The following is a 17,185-nucleotide window of genomic DNA, read 5'->3' on the forward strand; positions in this document are numbered from 1 at the left end:
GGAAACCGTCGGAATACGGGCGGATCAGCGGATAAAAGAGGAGGAATCTTACCATGGGAAAGGCTTTGATCATCGGCGCAGGCGGCGTCGCAGGCGTCGCGATCCACAAGTGCTGCCAGAACAGCGAGGCGTTTGATGCCATCTGCATCGCGAGCCGCACGAAGTCGAAATGCGACGCGTTCAAGGAAAAGCTCGGCGGCGGCAAGACGAAAATCACGACGGCAGAGGTGGACGCAAACGATGTCGCGGCGCTCACGCGGCTCATTGAGCGCGAGGCGCCCGACGTCGTCCTGAACCTCGCGCTCCCGTATCAAGACCTCTCCATCATGGACGCGTGCCTCGCCACGAAGACGAGCTACGTCGATACGGCGAACTACGAGCCGGAGGACACGGCGAAGTTCGAGTACAAATGGCAATGGGCGTACCGCGCGCGATTCGAGGAAGCAGGCATCACGGCACTGCTTGGCTCCGGCTTCGACCCCGGTGTGACGGGGGTATTTTCCGCCTATGCGCTCAAACACCAGTTCGATGAGATTCACTATATCGATATATTGGACTGCAATGCGGGCGACCACGGCTACCCGTTCGCGACGAATTTCAACCCCGAGATCAACATCCGCGAGATCTCGGCGAGGGGCAGCTACTGGGAGAACGGCGGCTGGGTCGAGACGGAGCCGATGGAGATAAAGCGCGTCTACGACTTCCCTGAGATCGGCAGGAAGGATATGTACCTCCTGCACCACGAGGAACTCGAATCGCTCGCGAAGAACATTCCCGGCATCCGCCGCATCCGCTTCTTCATGACGTTCGGCGAAAGCTATCTGACGCATCTGAAGTGCCTGGAAGATGTCGGCATGACGTCCATCGAGCCGATTGAATTTGAGGGCAGGAAGATCGTGCCGCTTCAGTTTCTGAAGGCCGTCCTCCCCGATCCCGCGAGCCTCGGTCCGCGCACGAAGGGCAAGACGAACATCGGCTGCATTTTCCGCGGCGTGAAGGATGGCAAGGAAAAAACCTACTACCTCTACAACGTCTGCGACCATGAAGCGTGCTACAAGGAAGTCGGCTCGCAGGCCGTCTCCTACACGACTGGCGTTCCTGCGATGATCGGCGCGATGCTCGTCATGAACGGCACGTGGAAAAAGCCCGGCGTCCATAACATCGAGGAGTTCGATCCCGACCCCTTCATGGCGGCACTCAATCGCTGGGGCCTCCCGTGGAAGGAAAGCTTCTCGCCGGAGCTCGTTGACTGATGGGGGCACTCGGTGCGTACAGCGTGGGCGCGCTCGGCGCATACGAGGCATACCGCGCGCTCTTTGCAGAGGTGCCGACGCCCGCGTACCTCGTCATGGAAGACCGCCTGCGCGCGAACCTCGCCATCTTGAAAAAGCTCCAGGAGGAGACGGGCGTGCGCGTCCTGCTCGCGCAGAAGGCATTCTCGATGTTTCATTTCTATCCGCTCATCGCGCAGTACCTATCGGGCACGGCGGCGAGCGGGCTCTATGAGGCAAGGCTCGCGCACGACTTCATGCCGAATCGGGAGAACCACGTTTTTTCGCCTGCCTATCGCGCAGCCGACATGGCAGAAATCGCGCAGATTGCCGATCACGTCGTATTCAACTCCTTTTCCCAGTGGGAGGCGCTCGGCAGGGGTGCGCTCGCGGCTGGCTGCACCTGCGGCCTTCGGATCAATCCCGAGCATTCGACGCAGGAGACGGCGATTTACGACCCGTGCGCTTCTGGCTCGCGTCTCGGCATCCGCCGGTGCGATTTTCGGGAGGAGCTGCTCGCGGGCATCACGGGGCTTCACTTCCATACGCTCTGCGAGCAGGGCGCAGAGCCGCTCGCGGAGACGCTCGACGCCGTCGAGGAGAAGTTCGGCGCGTACCTGCCGCGGATGAAGTGGATCAATTTCGGCGGCGGCCATCACATCACGCGCAAAGGGTATGACATCCCGCTCCTTCGGCAGTGCATTTCGCGCATGCAGGAGAAATACGGGCTCACGGTCTACATCGAGCCGGGCGAGGCGGTGGCACTCGATGCGGGGTTCCTCGTCACCGAGGTGCTCGAAATCGTCTCCGCCGATACGCCCGTCGCCATCCTGGACACGTCGGCGGCGTGCCACATGCCGGACGTGTTCGAAATGCCCTACCGCCCGCCGCTGCTCGGCGCAGGCGAGGCGGGAGAACGAGCGTATGCCTACGTGCTCGCTGGTCCTACGTGCCTCGCAGGCGACACGATTGGCACGTATTCCTTCGATGCGCCGCTCGCGATCGGCGACCGCCTCGTATTCGGCGACATGGCGATCTACACGATGGTCAAGAACAACACCTTCAATGGAATGCCGCTGCCCGCGATCTGCGCCGCGAAACCGGGGGGCGAGGTCGAGATCGTGCGGCGGTTCGGCTACGAGGATTTTCGGATGCGCCTGTCGTAAAAGCCGTAAATAAATATGGAAGGCAAAATAAAATGCCAACGGGCGACTGGATTCGCTCGCTGGCATTTTTTGTGTGCCTGTGTGACGCGGTGCGATTCTAGGCGCGTTCCCTCAAAAACGCATCTAGCTCCTTCCGGTTCGGCAGGGCACTCCGGCCGCCGAGTGCCTGCGTGTTCATTGCCGCGACGGCGGCAGCGAGGCGCGCGGCCTCGGAAACGGTTTTTCCGCGCGTGAGGGCGTAGAGAAAGGCGCCGTGGTAGCTGTCGCCGCAGCCCGTCGTGTCGATGACGTGCGCCATTTGGCAGGCACGCTGATGGATGACCTCGCCGCCGCGCTCCATGAGCCATGAGCCGCGCACGCCGTCGGTCACCCCCGCGATTTTCGTATGGGACGTGAAGAGGGCGCGAACCATTTCCGCGCAGTCCGTGCAGCCCGTATGCTTTTCCGCGAAGTCGCGCGCGACGATGCAGATATCCGCCTGCTCTGCCAGCGTGCGCATTTCCGAGCGGTATCGGTCTGCCCCGCCGTCAAAGGAAATGCAGACGCCTGCGGCACATGCCGTGCGCATGGCCTCTTCGAGAATCCCCATGTGTCGTCCGTTGATATGGAGCACACTGGCATAGGGGATGCGCGACAGGATGCCGTTTCTTGCGGCGGGGGACAGATTCTCCGTCCCGCCGCGCTGGAAATAGACGGCGCGCTCGCCCTTTTGGTTCACGAGGATGCTCGCGACGGCAGATGCTGCGCCGGGAAGGAAATGCAGGGCGCGCGTATCGACCCCGTAGGTCTGAAAGTCTGCACAGATGGCACGCCCCGCAGCATCGTCTCCCAGCTCGTCGAGCATTTGGCAGGCGGCACCGAGTTTTGCTGCCGCCGCAAGTGCCGTTGCGACGGGACCGCCGCCTTCCATCTTGACGGCGCGCGCCTCGTGCACCGCACGCCCTGTGGGGAAATCCTCTACGGCCGTCAGGATGTCGAGCGTGGAAGCGCCGATGCCGATGAGGTCAAAGACCGCAGTCATTCCTCTTCCTCGTAGTAGTTGATGACGTTCGACTTCGTCTTCAGGAACGAGGGGATGACGAGCACGGCGAGGAGAATGGCGAGGATCGCGTAGACGCCCGTCATGCCGACCGCATTTGCCGCCTGCCCGATGAGGATGCCGAGCACGCCGAAGTCCGCGTCGCCGAACGTCGTGTTCTGGAAGCCGAGCGAGCCGAGGACGGGCAGGAGCAGCGCAGGCAGGAAGGTAATCGCAAGGCCGTTGATGAAGGCGCCGAACGCTGCGCCGCGCCTGCCGCCTGTCGCGTTCCCGAAGATGCCTGCCGTCGCGCCGCAGAAGAAGTGCGGCACGAGACCCGGAATGATGAGCACGCCGCCCACTGCGCCGAGGATGAGCATGCCGATGATGCCGCCGATGAAGGAGCTGAGGAAGCCGATGACGACAGCCGTCGGCGCATAGGTGAAGAATACTGCGCAGTCCACGGCGGGGATCGCGTTCGGGATGATTTTCGTCGCGACGCCCTGGAAGGCGGGGATGAGGTCGCCGAGGATCATGCGGACGCCGGCGTAGACGACGGTGACGCCGACGGCGAACTGCAGGGCGGCCATCAGCGCGAAGAGGAACGGCGACATCGAGCCGGAGAGCGTCGCGACATAGCTAGGACCTGCTGCAATCGCCGCGATGAGGTAGATGACCATCATCGTGAGCGCCGTCGACACCGTCGTATCGCGCAGGAACCCCCATTTTTCCGGGATTTCGATTTTTTCCGTGCTGTCTTCCGGCTTCCCGGCGAACTTTCCCGCCCAGGCGGAGAGGTAGTAGCCGAGACTGCCGAAATGCCCCATGGCGATTTCGTCGCCTTCCGTCACCTGCATCGTGTAGTGCTGGCCGATTGCCGGCGAGATGGAGCTCCATGCGCCGAGGATGAATCCACCCACGAGGATGAGCTGCGTGCCCGAAAAGCCCGATGCGCCGAGCACGGCGGAGAGCAGGCATGCCATGAAGAAGCTATGATGGCCGGTCAGAAAGACGTATTTGTACTTCGTGAAGCGCGCGATGAGGAGATTGAAAATAAGTCCTACGACCAGAATGCTCATCGTCTCGACGCCGAGCATTTTCTGTGCGACGGAGGTAATGGCCTCGTTGTTCGGCACGACGCCCGCGATGTGGAATCCCGTCTCGATCATCTTGCCGAGCGGGTCGAGATTGGAGACGATGACACCAGCGCCCGCACTGAGCATGAGGTAGCCGAGTATGGGCTTGAGCGTTCCCGTCATGACTTTGTGGGCGGGACGCCTGAGGGCAACAAGTCCGATGAAGGACACGATGCCGATTAGGAGCGCGGGCTGCGAGAGCACGTCGCGCAAAAATTCCAGGATTTCCATAGCTTATGCCTTCCTTTCTGAAAAAGTCCATGCCTGCTTATTTTTCCGCTGCTTCCTTTGCCGAGGACTGAAGGAGTTCCAAAACGTCCTCCTTGATCTTCTTCTTGTTGATGTAGCTGCGGACAATGCCGACCTTTTTGCCTTCAAATTGATAGGCGAGTTCCTTCACGGTGATGATGAGGTCGCAGGGATGTCCCTGCGCTGCATTGAAATCGAGTGATTCCACTTGGGCGGCGATCCCGTTTTCCTCGCAGATTTCCTCGATCTTCATTTTGAGCATCAGGCTGCTGCCGATGCCGTTCCCGCAGACGGTGATGATGTTGAGCATGCTGCTTCCTCCTTTGCCATGCGGTCAGATCTCTTCCTGCAATTTTCCTAGGACGTAGGCATGCGCTTCCTTTTCCGTGCGCCGTGCGCAGATCCCATCGCAGAAGCCCTCGTCCTCGAAGAGCACCATTAGGTCGGAGAGGACTTTCAGGTGCTGCACCTTGTCGACGGCGCAGAGAAAGACGACGACGCGCACGGGGTCGTAGTCGGGATTTCCAAAGGGAATGGGATCTTCCAGCGTGAGGATGGCGACGCCCACGCGCTTTGCCCCATCTTCCGGACGCGCATGCGGCATGGCGAGCCCCGGCGCGATCACGATGTAGGGTCCCATCTCTCGCACGGTGCGGAGCATGGCCTCGGTATAGCGTTCTTCCGCCATGCCGAGGCGCTGCATCATTGCGCCGCCATAGCGCACGGCAGCTTCCCAGTCCGCTGCCTTGACCCGCAGCGCGAGGCAGTCCTCGGTCAGTACATCCTTTAGCATAGGCATCTCTCCTTTCGAAGCAGCGGATTCTCCCTGCGTATCGAGGAGTGCGGCAAGCTCGTCGAGCAGCTTGGGGGAATCCAGGATAATCGCGTGGCGCGTCACGGCCTGCATCACGCCCTGCAGCAGCGATTCCGGCGCGCGCCGCCGAAGCGGCAGATGGCTTCCGAGCCGCAGGAGGTCGCGCTGCGTGAGGAGCGGCGCGACGCGAATGCAGGGCGGCGCGCAAGAACCGCATAGCAGCGCTTTCGGCAGCTCCACCGTCGTGATGATGAGCTCGGGAGCCGTTTCGGATAGTGCCTGCTGCGCTTGCCTGCGCGATACGGCCGCCATGATTTCCACGTTGAAAAATTTGCGCACTTTGGCGGCGATGAGTTCCGACGTGCCGATGCCGTGGTCGCAGACGACGAGCACGCGCCGTTTCTCCTCGCGAAGCCGTCCGTGCCGCTCGAGCGCCGCTCCGAAATGCAGGACGAAGTAGGCGACCTCGGCATCGCAAAACCGGCTTCCCGCCCACTCCTCCGCAGGGGCAAGCGCCTCGCGCACGGCCTCGAAAAGCCAGCTGTATTCCGCGCGGATCTCCGCAAGCAGCGGGTTTTCGATGGGAACGCCTTGCTGCAGGCGGGAAATGGCAGGCCGCAGATGCGCGAAAAAGCCCTGAAACAGGCGCTCGTCGCGCGCCATAGCGGCATCGTTCAGCAGCGTGCCCATGCACACCAGGATGCGCCCGGCGAGCGTATGAAGCGTGAACTCGGACGGATCGAAATCCCGCTCGTCGGCAGAAAGCCCGCTGCAGGAAAGCTGCAGGGCAATCGCGTGCTGCTCCGCGCGGGAAATGCTAAGATGAAAGCGTCGGGAAAGCCGTGCGGCAATCTTTTGCGCGGCGGCCTGCTCTCTCGGTGTGCGGCTTTCCTCGCATGGCATGGGAAGGGCGTTTCCGCCCCTCTGGCGCAGGGTGAGGATGGCGAGATGGAGCACGAGGGCAGAAAACCCCGTTTCGGAAAAGACGACTGAAAGCGCGCCTTCCGCCTCGTGGATGCAGCGCTCGTAGAACGCGAAATCCGCTGCGTGGAGCTGGCCTTCAAACACGCGGGCAAGCACGTTGCGGCGCGCATCCTGCGGCGCGAGTGCAAGTTCTTCCTGCATGTGGTGTGCAAAGAGGCGAAATGCCATGGCGCGTATGGCGGATTCGTCTCCCGCAAGGCGGATCCCGCGATTGGGCGCTGCCTCCACGCGAAATCCTGCACGGTGCGCGAGCACCTTTATCTGATGGACGTCGCGCACGATCGTTGCGCGGCTGACCGAAAGCTGCTCGGCCAAAAGCTCCATGCTGACGTAGGCCTGCTGGGACAAAAGGAAGGAAAAAATGCGCTGCGAGCGCTCCTCCGGCGATGGCGCGTATAGGTTCCCCTGGCGCTCGGAGAGGAGTGCCCGCAGCGAGGCGTTCCCGCGCACATCCGCAGGCAGCAGAATCCCGTTTCGCGCACTGCGGAGAAGCGGCGGAAGATGCATCTCGCGCAGGGTGTCATCCAAAAATTTCAAATGGTACTGCACGGAGCGCGTCGAGCGGTTGGTTTTTTCCGCAATCTCCCGCACGAGCAGCGGTCGGTCAGCGCGCCGAAGGACGCGCAGAATTTCCAGACAGCGTTCGTTAAACATCTGCTCCTCCTTTCTCGTTTTATTATACAAAACAATCAAAAATAAGAACAGACAAGAGTTTGTTTCTTCGTTATGTGCAAAATGATACGATTCCTCGATGTGCAGCGATGCGTGCTCTCGTCTCCGCCAAAAAAAGAAGTCTTACGCGCCGCAGTCGGTGCCCAAGGCTTCTTGGAAAGGGGGCTTTTATCGTCAGGCGATATGCCACGTCTGTTCGAAGACGACCGGCGGCTGCCGCCCTGCGCGGCAATGAGAGAATTCCACTGGGACGCACCGCGCGTTTCTCGGTCGCTTCATTCCGGGAGGCTTAGGAAGGCTTCGCATTTCCTCTTCAGATAATGGCAGGGTTGGTGGGAACATGGTACAATATTGTAACCCTGCAAATTCGGGAAATCAATTGAGAAAAAAGGCTTGCATTTTGCATTTGAATCCGTTATACTAATTTAGTCGGTGCGCGAGTGCCGCATCATTCCTCGATAGCTCAGTCGGTAGAGCACCTGACTGTTAATCAGGCTGTCGCAGGTTCGAATCCTGCTCGAGGAGCCAATGGCGCCATCGTCAAGCGGTTAAGACACCGCCCTTTCACGGCGGGTTCATGGGTTCGAATCCCATTGGCGTCACCACCTTCGGGCGATTAGCTCAGCTGGGAGAGCGCTTGCCTTACAAGCAAGATGTCAGCAGTTCGATCCTGTTATCGCCCACCAGTTGGAATGCAAGCCACCTTTCGAGGTGGTTTTTTGCTGTATATGGCACCAACATGAATAGGACAATATGATGGAATATCAGGCATTTCTTTCGGCACTGAAACGGGATCCGCTGCCGCACGTATTCCTGCTCGCGGGGGCGGAGCGTTATTTCGTCGACCGTGCGCGCACGGCGATCTTTGCGCGGCTCTTCCCCGGTGGGATCGGATTGCAGGACGGATTGCAGCGGCTGACGGGCACTGCCGATATCGAGGCGCTGCTCGGCTACATCGAGACGGCGCCGTTCTTCGCCGATAAGAATGTCGTCCTCGTGACGGATGCGGCGTTTGCTTCCGAGAAAAAGGAATCGGATGGAGCGGGCAAGGCGAGGGCAAATCAGAAGATGGATCGCCTGCTCGCCTTGCTCGCCGATATGCCAGCGTACAGCTATGTCGTCTTTCAGACGGAGACAAAGCCGGACAAGCGAAAGAAGTTCTGCAAGACGATCGAAAAGGCAGGGCTCGCGCTCGATGCGGATCCCGTTCGCGCGTGGAATATCGGTGGCTGGCTTACGGCGAAACTGCAGGCGATGGGCAAGGAACTCGACCGCGATGCCTATGATTATTTCACGGGCGCGGTCAGCATGATGCGCGAGATCTCGCTGGAGTACCTCGACAGCGAGTTTGATAAACTCACACTCTTCTCCAATGCGCCGCGCATCACGAAGCGCGAGATGATGACGGTCTTTGCGGGGATCCCCGAAGTCTCGTCATTCGCACTCCTTGATGCCATCAGCGAGCGAAAGGTGGAAAAAGCACTTATGCTCCTGCGCCGCCAGCTTGCGGACGGCACGTATTTTACGATATTGCTGGCGCTCATGACGCGCCATGTCCGTCAGCTTTGGCAGGCGGTCCTGCTGCAAAAAAAGGGCGTTCGCGGCAGGGCGCTCGCGAAGCCCTTGGAGCTCAATCCCTTTATCGCCGAGAAGCTCGGACGTGCGGCGATGCAGTTCCCCGAATATGCGCTCAAGGACGCCATGCTCGCACTCATCGATGCCGACTATCTCTTGAAGACGGGACAGGCGGGCGACGAGCTGCTGGAACACGCGGTCATCACGCTCTGTACGGCGCCGCGTGAGACTGCGTGAGTCCGATTCAGCGCGGCTCGCCCATCGCGTCCATGAGGCGGCGGATCGGCAGGAACTTTAGGATGATGCAGCAGATCAAAAATTCGGGGATGAGGTAGCTCGCGTTGAACGTCAGCGAGTAGAGCCATGCGCTCGTGCCCTCTGGCGCGTACGAGCTGAAAAAGACAACGCCCGAAATGAAGTGGCAAAGGAACCGCGCGAAAAATGCGAGCGCCGTTCCGAGGTAGATACGGTGCGCCCAAACGCCTGCCAGCCCCATCGCCATGTAGGGGAGCGGGTAGTCGAAGAGCACTTGGACGGGATGCACGATAAAAGGATCCTGCAGGATGTTCACCATGCCGTAGAGAAAGCCTGCGAGCGCGCCAACGTTCGCACCGTAGCGGTAGGAGAGCAGCAGGAGCGGGATCATCGCACCGGCTGTGACACTGCCGCCCTGCGGCATATGAAAGAGGCGAAATTGGTGCAAGACAATGGTCAGCGCGAGCATGAGCGCGATATGGACAAGCATCCGCGTCGATAAATGGACGTGGCGCACGTAGAGTCCGCCCGAGGTCAGTGCAAAGACGCCGAGCAAGGCAAAGCCCGCAGCAGGGGCATTCAGAAGTTCAGACATGGCAGGCACTCCCTTCCGTAAGACGAAATGCGTTGATTCGCTGTGCGAAGCATAGCAAAACATGCACATATATTGTAACAAATATCAATGCGAAAGACAAGAAACGCTGATTAAAATAAGAGCGTGCGCATGATAAGCGGCGCAATGTGTGATTTAAGGCGTGAAGTTTGAAATAGGAGCGATACCATGTTGAAGTGGGCCGTGATTTATTCGTCGGTGACGGGCAATACGAAGCGGATTGCCGAGGCAATCGCAGAGCAGGCGGAGGCAGACATCTTTCGCGTGCAGGACGCGCCAAAAGACGTGTCGGGCTATGACGTCGTAGCTCTCGGCTACTGGCTTCGCCTCGGACAGCCCGATCCGCTGATGCTGCAATACCTGCCGACGGTCCACGGCACGCGTGTCCTCTTCTTTCAGACGCATGGCACGGCGCCGACGAGCGAGCACGCGATCACGAGCTTTGCACGTGCGGGCTACGTCCTCGGGGACGGAAATGAAGTGCTCGGCACATTCGGTTGCCGCGGCAAGATCAATCCCGCGTTGAAAAAGAAGCGTGAGAAGTCGGGCAGGACCGACCCGAACGATCCGCATACGGGACCGAAAAGCGAAGCGCGCTGGAAGCTCGCCTCGACGCATCCCGATGCGGCAGACATCGAGGCGGCAAAGGAATTCGTCGAGAACATGAAGCATAAGATCGCGACGAGGGAGCGCTATCTCGCGGCGAAGGCGGCGAAGATGAAGGCGGCAGCGGAAGCGGCCGCTCCTGGGAAAGCAGAATCCTAGCGCGTGCGCGCGGCGTGCCGTGCATTTCCCTCGCTTGCCTCACCAGAACCACATGGGGGAGCGCATCCTTTCGTGACATTCGGGGCAGAATCTGCGCCGGATCAATCTTGTCTTTTCCGATCGGAAACCGTATAATAAAAGGACAAATCAGGAAAGGACGATGCGGATTGGAATGGGCGGAAATCAGTATCGCGGCGAGCGCGGAGGAGACGGACGTCATTGCGGAGATATTCCACGAGGTCGGCGCATCTGGCGTCGTCATCGAAGACCCCGCACTCGTGCAGAGCTATCTTGAGGAGGGGCTGTACGACTACAGTGCGGTCGCATCCGAGGCAGAGGCGGATCGTGTGACGATCAAGGCGTACCTGCCTGCTGATGAAGATCTCGACGGACGCCTGCGCGATTTTGGGACGCGCGTTGAAACGATGGCCAAGCGAATCGGCAGCAGCGAGAGGCACCCCATTTCGTGCCAGACCGTGCGGGACGAAGACTGGGAAGACAACTGGAAAGCGTACTTCCATACGGAGAAGGTCGGCGCGCTCATCGTCATTCAGCCCGCATGGGAGACGTATGAGGCGAGTCCCGATGACATCGTCGTCCGGCTCGATCCGGGATCCGCGTTCGGCACGGGCACGCATCCGACGACGGCGATGTGCATTCGCGCGATGGAAGAGCTCGTGCGCGGCGGCATGCGCGTCTTCGATGTCGGGACTGGCTCAGGCGTGCTCGCCATCGCGGCGGCAAAGCTCGGCGCGGGCGAGGTCCTTGCGATGGACTGCGAGCGCAGGGCAGCGCGGATTGCGGCGAGGAATGCTTCATGGAATGGCGTGGATGGCATCGTAAGGACGGGCGTATCCGATTTGCTTGCCGCATTTGACGGCAAAGCGGATCTCATCTGTGCAAACCTCGTTGCCGATCTCGTCATTCGCCTTTTCGAAGCGCTCGACGCGCATCTTGCGCCAGGCGGTGCGCTGCTCGCTTCGGGCATCATCGACACGCGTGTCGCCGACGTCACAAAGGCGGCGGAAGCGCGTGGCTTTTTGATCGACCGGATCATCGAGGAAGCGGGTTGGGCGGCGATGGTCATTCGCCGCACGGGCGAAGTGGAGGGCGGAGCATGAGACGCCTTTTTTACCGCGGCATTCTCGCGGATAGGGTCGTGATCGAAGGGGCGGACGCGCACCATCTCATGCACGTCATGCGCGCGAGGTGCGGGCAGGAGCTTGTCGTCGTCGATGATGAGGGGAGCGTCGCGCGCATGGAGATCGTCGGCTTTTCGGCGGATGCCGTGCACCTGCGCCTCGTCGAACGCTTCGATGCAGACACGGAGCCGCCCGTGCATATCGCGCTCGCGCCGTGCCTGCTGAAGGGGGAAAAGATGGATCTTGTCGTGCAGAAGGCCGTCGAGCTCGGCGCGATGGAGATCCTGCCAGTCGAGAGTGCGAACTGCGTCGTGCGCTATGACGTGAAGAAGCGGGAAGCGCGCGCGGCGCGCTGGCAGAAGATCGCTGACGAGGCGGCGAAACAGTGCGGCAGGAGCGCGCGCGTCATCGTACATTCGATTCGGGATCTTCGCGCGTTCTTGCAGGAGATGCAGGCGCACACCTTGATTTTTTGCTATGAGAACGAGCAGCAGATGCCGCTCAAAGAAAGCCTGCGAACGCGTGAGGACAGCCGCTATGCAATCCTCATCGGGCCGGAGGGCGGTTTTTCGCTCGACGAGGCGGAGCAGGTCACTGCGGCGGGCGGCGTGAGCGTGACGCTCGGACCGCGCATCCTGCGCGCGGAGACGGCAGCGCTTGCCGCCCTCGCCGCGCTTCAGTACGAAAAAGGAGATTTGGGCAGTTGAAGGCAGCGCTTACGACACTTGGCTGCAAGGTCAATCAGTTCGAGACGGAGACGATGGAAGGGCTGTTCAAACAGCGCGGCTATGGCATCGTCCCGTTTGACGAGGCGGCGGACGTCTACGTCATCAATACGTGTTCCGTCACGAGCCTCGGAGACCGCAAGAGCCGTCAAGTCATCCGCCGTGCCCATCGGACGAATCCTGCTGCGATCATCGCCGTCTGCGGCTGCTATTCGCAGGTCGCGCCCGACGCGATCCGCGCGATCAAGGGCGTGCGCGTCGTGCTCGGCACGAAGGAGCGCGGGCAGATCGTCGATTGCGTCGAGCGCGCGATGCGCGAGGACGGCGTATTGGACTTTGTCGGCGATGTGCGCGGGGCGCGTGTCTTTGAGGATATTCCGATCTATGACAGTCCCGAACGCACGCGCGCCTTCCTGAAAATCGAGGATGGCTGCGAGAACTTTTGCTCGTACTGCATCATCCCGTACGCGCGCGGTCCCGTGAAGTCGCGCGAGGTCGCGCACGTGCGCCGCGAGGCGGAAAAGCTCGCCGCGCTCGGCTTTCACGAAATCGTCTTGACGGGCATCCACCTCGGTGCTTACGGGCGCGACCTCGCAGCGGATGTGACGCTCGCGGACGCGTGCCGTGCCGTGCTTTCCATCCCCGCCATCAAGCGGCTTCGTCTCGGATCGCTCGAATCGATCGAGCTTTCGCCCGATCTCTTTGCGCTCATCCGTGAGGAGGAGCGCTTCTGCGCCCATCTCCACCTGCCGCTGCAGGCTGGCTCGGATCCCGTGCTTCGCGCGATGAACCGCCATTACACTACGGCAGGATTCGCGCGCCTCATCGCGCACGTGCGTGAGGAAGTGCCGGGGGTCGCCGTTTCGACCGATGTCATCGTCGGGTTTCCCGGCGAGACGGATGCGGACTTTGAGGCGGGACTTGCATTTGTGGAGCGCATGGGTTTTTCGCGCATGCACGTCTTTCCGTACTCGCGCCGCACGGGAACGCCCGCTGCCGCGCGCAAGGACCAAGTGCCGGAACCCGTCAGGAAGGAGCGCGCGCATCGCATGCAGGCACTTGCCGACCGCATGGCAGAAGCGTATCATAACGCCTTTATCGGGCGCGAGATGCGCGTGCTTTTCGAGACGGAGCACGAAGGGGAAACGGACGGACTTACGGACAACTACATCCGCGTCTACACGAAAGACGCGGTGCGGGCGGGAGAGCTTTATGCCGTCCGCCTCGAATCCGCATACAAGGACGGCGTCTTCGGGCGCGTCCTCGCATGGATCGATCCATCGAACCCTTTAAGGAGGTGAGAGTATGAGTGATTGCATTTTCTGCAAGATCGCCGCAAAGGAGATCCCCTCGACACGCGTCTATGAGGATGATATGGTCGTCGCGTTCCATGACCTTGAGCCACAGGCACCCGTGCACGTCCTCGTCATTCCGAAGAAGCACGTCGAGAGCCTTGTTGCGCTGAGGCAGGAGGATAGGGAGCTTGCCGCACATATCCTCATCGACGTCATCCCGAAGATCGCAAACGATCTCGGCATTGCTGAGGAAGGATTCCGCACCGTCGCTAATACGGGTGACAACGGCGGGCAGACGGTCAAGCACCTGCACTTCCACGTGCTTGGCGGGCGCTTCATGAAGTGGCCGCCGGGCTGACGGCTGACCCCCAAAAAAGAGAGCGTAAGTTGTAAAATAAATTGACGCAAAAAGTTCCATTTTGCAAACGGTTCAGTTAAACTTTTAGTAACGAAAAATGAAGCAGCTTATCGTGTGATGGCGATTCAAGAGAAGTTGCATAAGACAGGAAGCTGCATAAGCTACCAAAGTCTGGCAGAGCGATGCGACAATTAAACTTGCAATTTGCCTCGAGATTGATCGCAAGGTTATGACGCAGCAGATTAACAATACGGTAATTTTCATACAAAAAAGGGATTCTATTCGTTATCTATGACGTTTGGAATCTCTTTTTCTTCCATTAGTTATTTTGCTCGTATGTTGACCAAAACGTCGTGTAAGGCGATCCCTGGCGTGCCGGTTCGCACCTCCCCCATATCGGCGGTCTGTCCTGCATTGAGCCAGTTGAGCGCAGAAAAGCGACTTTCCCCCTGCGGACAGAGAATCGTATCCTGTGGGACGGTTTCCGTGAGACCTACCGTGACGTGAAGTTCGCCCGTATCATTCCAGAGAATGGCGGCGCTGTTTTCGGAGAGACCTTTTGCCGCAGCGGCTTTGGGATGGAGAAAGACAATGGGGTGCTCGGGAAGCCGCGTTTCCGGCATTTGATGCTGACTGTTGATGTTTTGCTGTGCGTGCGGCGTTAGAAAATAGAATGGATACTCCTGTGTTGGAAAGAGAATGCTGCCCATGTCGGCGAGGGAACAGCAGTGAAATTTTCCATCATCTGTGGCAAATTGATGGTCTGCCCACGGGATGCCCGTGTCATAAGCGCGTGAGCCTTCTTCGAGTTCGCGCCAGTGCTGAATGGAAAGGCGCTCGTACACGAGGGGCGTAAAGGTTTCGTCAAGGAAATCGGCAGCCTCTTTTTGATGCGGGAACGTGCTCGTATGGGGGGCAAGTTCGTTGAGGCGGCGTGTCAATAAGCGGGCGATCTCAAGGTCACTCTTCGCCTCGCCGCGCGGCGGGATGGCGGGGGTGTTCAGTCCAACCCAATGATGAAAATATCCCGCGTAGGCATCGAGTTCCTCAAACTCGGTTGTGACGGGCAGAAACAAGTCGGACAGTGCGGCACTCTGCGTGAGGAATTTATCTGCTGTGACAACAAAATCAAGCTGTGTCCAAGTGGATAGAAGCTTTTGCAGAGAGACATCCTGACCGAGCGGATTGCGGCAGGCGATCCATAGGAAGCGAACCGGCGGGTCATGAAGGGCGGCAAGTGAATCGGCGAACTGGTTGATGTCGATGAAACGCGTATCACTGCGTCGCTGCATAATCGCATCAGAAAATAGAAGCATCCCTTGATGGGCATAGTTTACGCCGCCCCCTCTGCATCCAATGTTTCCCGTCAACATGGAGAGTGCGTCGATGAGTCGAACCGCGAAGCCGCCGTAACGATGTCGCTGCATTCCAAAGCCACACCATACGTGCATGGGATGGTTTTCTTCGATGAGCGCGGCAAGTTTTTGGACGGCATCCAGCGATTGTCCTGCGGTGCGCAGAAGCTCGTCTGCATCGAATGCCGAGAGGTCGCGCAGGAACGAGGATCCGCCTGTAATATGTGCGGGCATATCGTGTAGCATGTTGCGTTTTTCGAGCAGGTGGAGCAGGGCAAGTGCGAAGGAGGCATCGCTCCCGGGACGCAGCTGGATATAGTAGTCTGCTTTGCGTGCTGTTTCTGTAAAAACGGGGTCAAGGACGACGATCGTCGCACCTCTGCGTCGTGCCTCGTAGAAATATGGCATACAGTGCACCGCTGTCCATGCGGGATTCACGCCCCAGAGGAGGATGAGCTTTGCCTGTGTGACATCACGAATGTTGGAGGTGATATTTGCGCCGAAATCGAAATACTGTGCATCGAGACCTGCGGAAAAGCAAGGGGTTCCCCGTGTCTGTGTGGTTGCGCCCAGACTGTTGAACATTCCTTCGACGGCACGGCGCAGGAGTCCCAAATTGCCCGAATACTTGTTGAGGCAGAGCGGCAGCGTTGAGCCGTAGGACGCTTTGATTTCTAAGATTTTGTGTGCGATGAGATCGATTGCCCGCGCCCATGAGATGCGCGACCATCTGCCGCTGCCGCGCCCATGCTGGATCATCGGATGGAGAATGCGGCGCGGGTCGTAGATGGAGGAGAGAATGTGCTGGCGTTTGGAACATAGACGTCCTGCCGTGATGGGGTTCTGTGCATCGCCGTAGAGATCCGTGATTTGTCCGTCCCGACTGCGTGCGATGATGGCGCAGGAGTCATAGCAGTTGCGCGTGCAGATATGGTGGGTGATTTGATCTGTTTTATGCGTGAGCATGGAAAACCTCGTTAAAAGGAAGCAGGAAACACATTCGTACGATGCGTTTCCTGCTTCCTTTATCTCAGTGAAACAAGGGGAAGGGGAGAACGGAGGCGTAGAAGAGCTGATGTCCGAGCAGCTCCCCAAGGGCAATCAGCAGAAACGCCCAGAGAGAAAGGCGATGTGCCGCAGCACGCGGTACGGACATTTTCTTGAGCAGGAAGAGCGGCAGGAGTGCACCGACGGCAATGCGGAGAACGAGCCAGCCGGCCGGAAGCATCAGGTGTTCTGCCTGCACAACAGCATAGGCAATGCTGATCACAATTCCCGCAATCAGGACGAGTGAAATGATGCGCACGAGGGGGAACTGCACCGTCTGTTTTTTCTGCAACAGCAGAAACTGCAGGAGTGCCGGTCCCGCTGCAAAGGTCGTCAGCAGGAAGAACAGCAGGGGGAAGGGGGAGTCCCACGCAGGGCGTGAGGGGAGGGTGTAGACAAGGGAGGTCGAGAGAATGCTGAGCAGGCCGGCGACACTTCCCAGTATACCACAGAAGCGATGCAGCGGTCCTGATCGTGCATCACAATGCCGTCGTCGCGCTTTGTGTAGGCACTGGTTGGACACGCCTTCATGCAGGATGGTGCGTCGCAGTGATTGCAGGCGAGCGAGACGCTGACGCGGCAGGGCTGGGGGAGATCCTTTTCCTGCATATAGTACACCTTGCGCCAGTGGACAGAGGCTTCCTGCTGATAGAAGTTCTTGCAGGCAATTTCACACGCATTGCAGCCAATGCAGCGATCCGTATGAACGAGAAAGGCATAACGTTTGCTCAAGAGACTCACTCCT

General features: G+C 59.5%; 16 protein-coding genes and 3 tRNA genes. 11 read left to right on the forward strand and 8 right to left on the reverse strand.

Features of this window, described 5'->3' with window-relative positions; all coding sequences use genetic code 11:
• The first annotated feature begins 53 nt into the window (after positions 1-53).
• Positions 54-1,253 carry a saccharopine dehydrogenase family protein gene (locus HMPREF1985_RS10135; RefSeq protein ID WP_021772525.1) on the forward strand — a complete coding sequence of 400 codons (1,200 nt, stop codon included), beginning with the start codon at positions 54-56 and terminating at the stop codon, positions 1,251-1,253.
• Positions 1,253-2,437 (forward strand): carboxynorspermidine decarboxylase, encoded by a 1,185-nt coding sequence (gene nspC, locus HMPREF1985_RS10140; protein ID WP_021772526.1) that lies wholly within the window; start codon positions 1,253-1,255, stop codon positions 2,435-2,437. The genes HMPREF1985_RS10135 and nspC overlap by 1 nt, the downstream gene beginning before the upstream one ends.
• 97 nt (positions 2,438-2,534) lie before the next feature.
• Here nspC and HMPREF1985_RS10145 read toward each other — a convergent pair whose 3' ends face one another.
• The 4 genes from HMPREF1985_RS10145 to HMPREF1985_RS10160 are packed head-to-tail and all read right to left on the reverse strand — an operon-like array spanning position 2,535 to position 7,292.
• Positions 2,535-3,458, reverse strand: coding sequence for a carbohydrate kinase family protein (locus tag HMPREF1985_RS10145; protein WP_021772527.1), 924 nt, complete (start codon positions 3,456-3,458; stop codon positions 2,535-2,537).
• The gene (locus HMPREF1985_RS10150; RefSeq protein ID WP_021772528.1) at positions 3,455-4,822 is read right to left on the reverse strand and encodes a PTS ascorbate transporter subunit IIC; all 1,368 of its coding nucleotides are present in this window, start codon (positions 4,820-4,822) and stop codon (positions 3,455-3,457) included. The genes HMPREF1985_RS10145 and HMPREF1985_RS10150 overlap by 4 nt, the downstream gene beginning before the upstream one ends.
• 37 nt (positions 4,823-4,859) lie before the next feature.
• Positions 4,860-5,150: a PTS sugar transporter subunit IIB gene (locus HMPREF1985_RS10155; RefSeq protein ID WP_021772529.1), complete on the reverse strand. Its 291-nt coding sequence runs from the start codon at positions 5,148-5,150 to the stop codon at positions 4,860-4,862.
• A 24-nt stretch (positions 5,151-5,174) separates the two neighbouring features.
• Positions 5,175-7,292 (reverse strand): BglG family transcription antiterminator, encoded by a 2,118-nt coding sequence (locus HMPREF1985_RS10160; RefSeq protein WP_040637631.1) that lies wholly within the window; start codon positions 7,290-7,292, stop codon positions 5,175-5,177.
• Between the two features lie 470 nt (positions 7,293-7,762).
• Between HMPREF1985_RS10160 and HMPREF1985_RS10165 the strand changes: the two genes are divergently transcribed.
• The 4 genes from HMPREF1985_RS10165 to holA all read left to right on the forward strand — a co-directional run bounded on the left by HMPREF1985_RS10165 (position 7,763) and on the right by holA (position 9,122).
• Positions 7,763-7,838: transfer RNA gene (locus HMPREF1985_RS10165), tRNA-Asn, on the forward strand.
• Between the two features lie 2 nt (positions 7,839-7,840).
• Positions 7,841-7,915: transfer RNA gene (locus tag HMPREF1985_RS10170), tRNA-Glu, on the forward strand.
• Between the two features lie 5 nt (positions 7,916-7,920).
• Positions 7,921-7,996: transfer RNA gene (locus tag HMPREF1985_RS10175), tRNA-Val, on the forward strand.
• A gap of 67 nt (positions 7,997-8,063) precedes the next feature.
• Entirely contained in the window at positions 8,064-9,122 is a 1,059-nt protein-coding gene (gene holA / locus HMPREF1985_RS10180) for a DNA polymerase III subunit delta (protein WP_021772532.1), read from the forward strand.
• 7 nt (positions 9,123-9,129) lie between these two features.
• Here the strand turns inward: holA and thiT are convergent, their stop codons facing one another.
• Entirely contained in the window at positions 9,130-9,735 is a 606-nt protein-coding gene (thiT, locus tag HMPREF1985_RS10185; protein ID WP_021772533.1) for an energy-coupled thiamine transporter ThiT, read from the reverse strand.
• A 186-nt stretch (positions 9,736-9,921) separates the two neighbouring features.
• Between thiT and HMPREF1985_RS10190 the strand changes: the two genes are divergently transcribed.
• From HMPREF1985_RS10190 to HMPREF1985_RS10210, 5 genes are all read left to right on the forward strand, one after another.
• Positions 9,922-10,518: a flavodoxin family protein gene (locus HMPREF1985_RS10190; protein ID WP_021772534.1), complete on the forward strand. Its 597-nt coding sequence runs from the start codon at positions 9,922-9,924 to the stop codon at positions 10,516-10,518.
• A gap of 167 nt (positions 10,519-10,685) precedes the next feature.
• Positions 10,686-11,639: a 50S ribosomal protein L11 methyltransferase gene (prmA, locus tag HMPREF1985_RS10195; protein WP_021772536.1), complete on the forward strand. Its 954-nt coding sequence runs from the start codon at positions 10,686-10,688 to the stop codon at positions 11,637-11,639.
• Positions 11,636-12,367, forward strand: coding sequence for a 16S rRNA (uracil(1498)-N(3))-methyltransferase (locus tag HMPREF1985_RS10200; protein WP_021772537.1), 732 nt, complete (start codon positions 11,636-11,638; stop codon positions 12,365-12,367). Before prmA ends, HMPREF1985_RS10200 begins: the two co-directional genes overlap by 4 nt.
• On the forward strand, positions 12,364-13,686 hold the full coding sequence (gene mtaB, locus HMPREF1985_RS10205) for a tRNA (N(6)-L-threonylcarbamoyladenosine(37)-C(2))-methylthiotransferase MtaB (protein WP_021772538.1): 1,323 nt from the start codon (positions 12,364-12,366) through the stop codon (positions 13,684-13,686). The genes HMPREF1985_RS10200 and mtaB overlap by 4 nt, the downstream gene beginning before the upstream one ends.
• 4 nt (positions 13,687-13,690) lie before the next feature.
• Positions 13,691-14,038 (forward strand): histidine triad nucleotide-binding protein, encoded by a 348-nt coding sequence (locus HMPREF1985_RS10210; RefSeq protein WP_021772539.1) that lies wholly within the window; start codon positions 13,691-13,693, stop codon positions 14,036-14,038.
• A gap of 323 nt (positions 14,039-14,361) precedes the next feature.
• Here HMPREF1985_RS10210 and HMPREF1985_RS10215 read toward each other — a convergent pair whose 3' ends face one another.
• From HMPREF1985_RS10215 to HMPREF1985_RS11750, 3 genes are all read right to left on the reverse strand, one after another.
• Positions 14,362-16,359 carry a molybdopterin-dependent oxidoreductase gene (locus HMPREF1985_RS10215; protein WP_021772540.1) on the reverse strand — a complete coding sequence of 666 codons (1,998 nt, stop codon included), beginning with the start codon at positions 16,357-16,359 and terminating at the stop codon, positions 14,362-14,364.
• A gap of 64 nt (positions 16,360-16,423) precedes the next feature.
• Complete coding sequence (locus HMPREF1985_RS11085) at positions 16,424-16,885, reverse strand: DmsC/YnfH family molybdoenzyme membrane anchor subunit (protein ID WP_304412258.1); 462 nt, start codon at positions 16,883-16,885, stop codon at positions 16,424-16,426.
• Positions 16,774-17,181, reverse strand: a complete 408-nt coding sequence (locus tag HMPREF1985_RS11750) for a 4Fe-4S dicluster domain-containing protein (RefSeq protein ID WP_081695836.1) — start codon at positions 17,179-17,181, stop codon at positions 16,774-16,776. Before HMPREF1985_RS11750 ends, HMPREF1985_RS11085 begins: the two co-directional genes overlap by 112 nt.
• Positions 17,182-17,185: the final 4 nt, after the last annotated feature.

This window comes from Mitsuokella sp. oral taxon 131 str. W9106, from assembly GCF_000469545.1.
GTDB lineage: Bacteria > Bacillota > Negativicutes > Selenomonadales > Selenomonadaceae > AWVT01.

Bases quoted from the DNA above. Each gene is read 5' to 3' on its own strand.
- HMPREF1985_RS10135 (WP_021772525.1), top strand. From the start codon at position 54: ATGGGAAAGGCTTTGATCATCGGCGCAGGCGGCGTCGCAGGCGTCGCG.
- nspC (WP_021772526.1), top strand. From the start codon at position 1,253: ATGGGGGCACTCGGTGCGTACAGCGTGGGCGCGCTCGGCGCATACGAG.
- HMPREF1985_RS10145 (WP_021772527.1), bottom strand. From the start codon at position 3,458: ATGACTGCGGTCTTTGACCTCATCGGCATCGGCGCTTCCACGCTCGAC.
- HMPREF1985_RS10150 (WP_021772528.1), bottom strand. From the start codon at position 4,822: ATGGAAATCCTGGAATTTTTGCGCGACGTGCTCTCGCAGCCCGCGCTC.
- HMPREF1985_RS10155 (WP_021772529.1), bottom strand. From the start codon at position 5,150: ATGCTCAACATCATCACCGTCTGCGGGAACGGCATCGGCAGCAGCCTG.
- HMPREF1985_RS10160 (WP_040637631.1), bottom strand. From the start codon at position 7,292: ATGTTTAACGAACGCTGTCTGGAAATTCTGCGCGTCCTTCGGCGCGCT.
- holA (WP_021772532.1), top strand. From the start codon at position 8,064: ATGATGGAATATCAGGCATTTCTTTCGGCACTGAAACGGGATCCGCTG.
- thiT (WP_021772533.1), bottom strand. From the start codon at position 9,735: ATGTCTGAACTTCTGAATGCCCCTGCTGCGGGCTTTGCCTTGCTCGGC.
- HMPREF1985_RS10190 (WP_021772534.1), top strand. From the start codon at position 9,922: ATGTTGAAGTGGGCCGTGATTTATTCGTCGGTGACGGGCAATACGAAG.
- HMPREF1985_RS10200 (WP_021772537.1), top strand. From the start codon at position 11,636: ATGAGACGCCTTTTTTACCGCGGCATTCTCGCGGATAGGGTCGTGATC.
- HMPREF1985_RS10210 (WP_021772539.1), top strand. From the start codon at position 13,691: ATGAGTGATTGCATTTTCTGCAAGATCGCCGCAAAGGAGATCCCCTCG.
- HMPREF1985_RS10215 (WP_021772540.1), bottom strand. From the start codon at position 16,359: ATGCTCACGCATAAAACAGATCAAATCACCCACCATATCTGCACGCGC.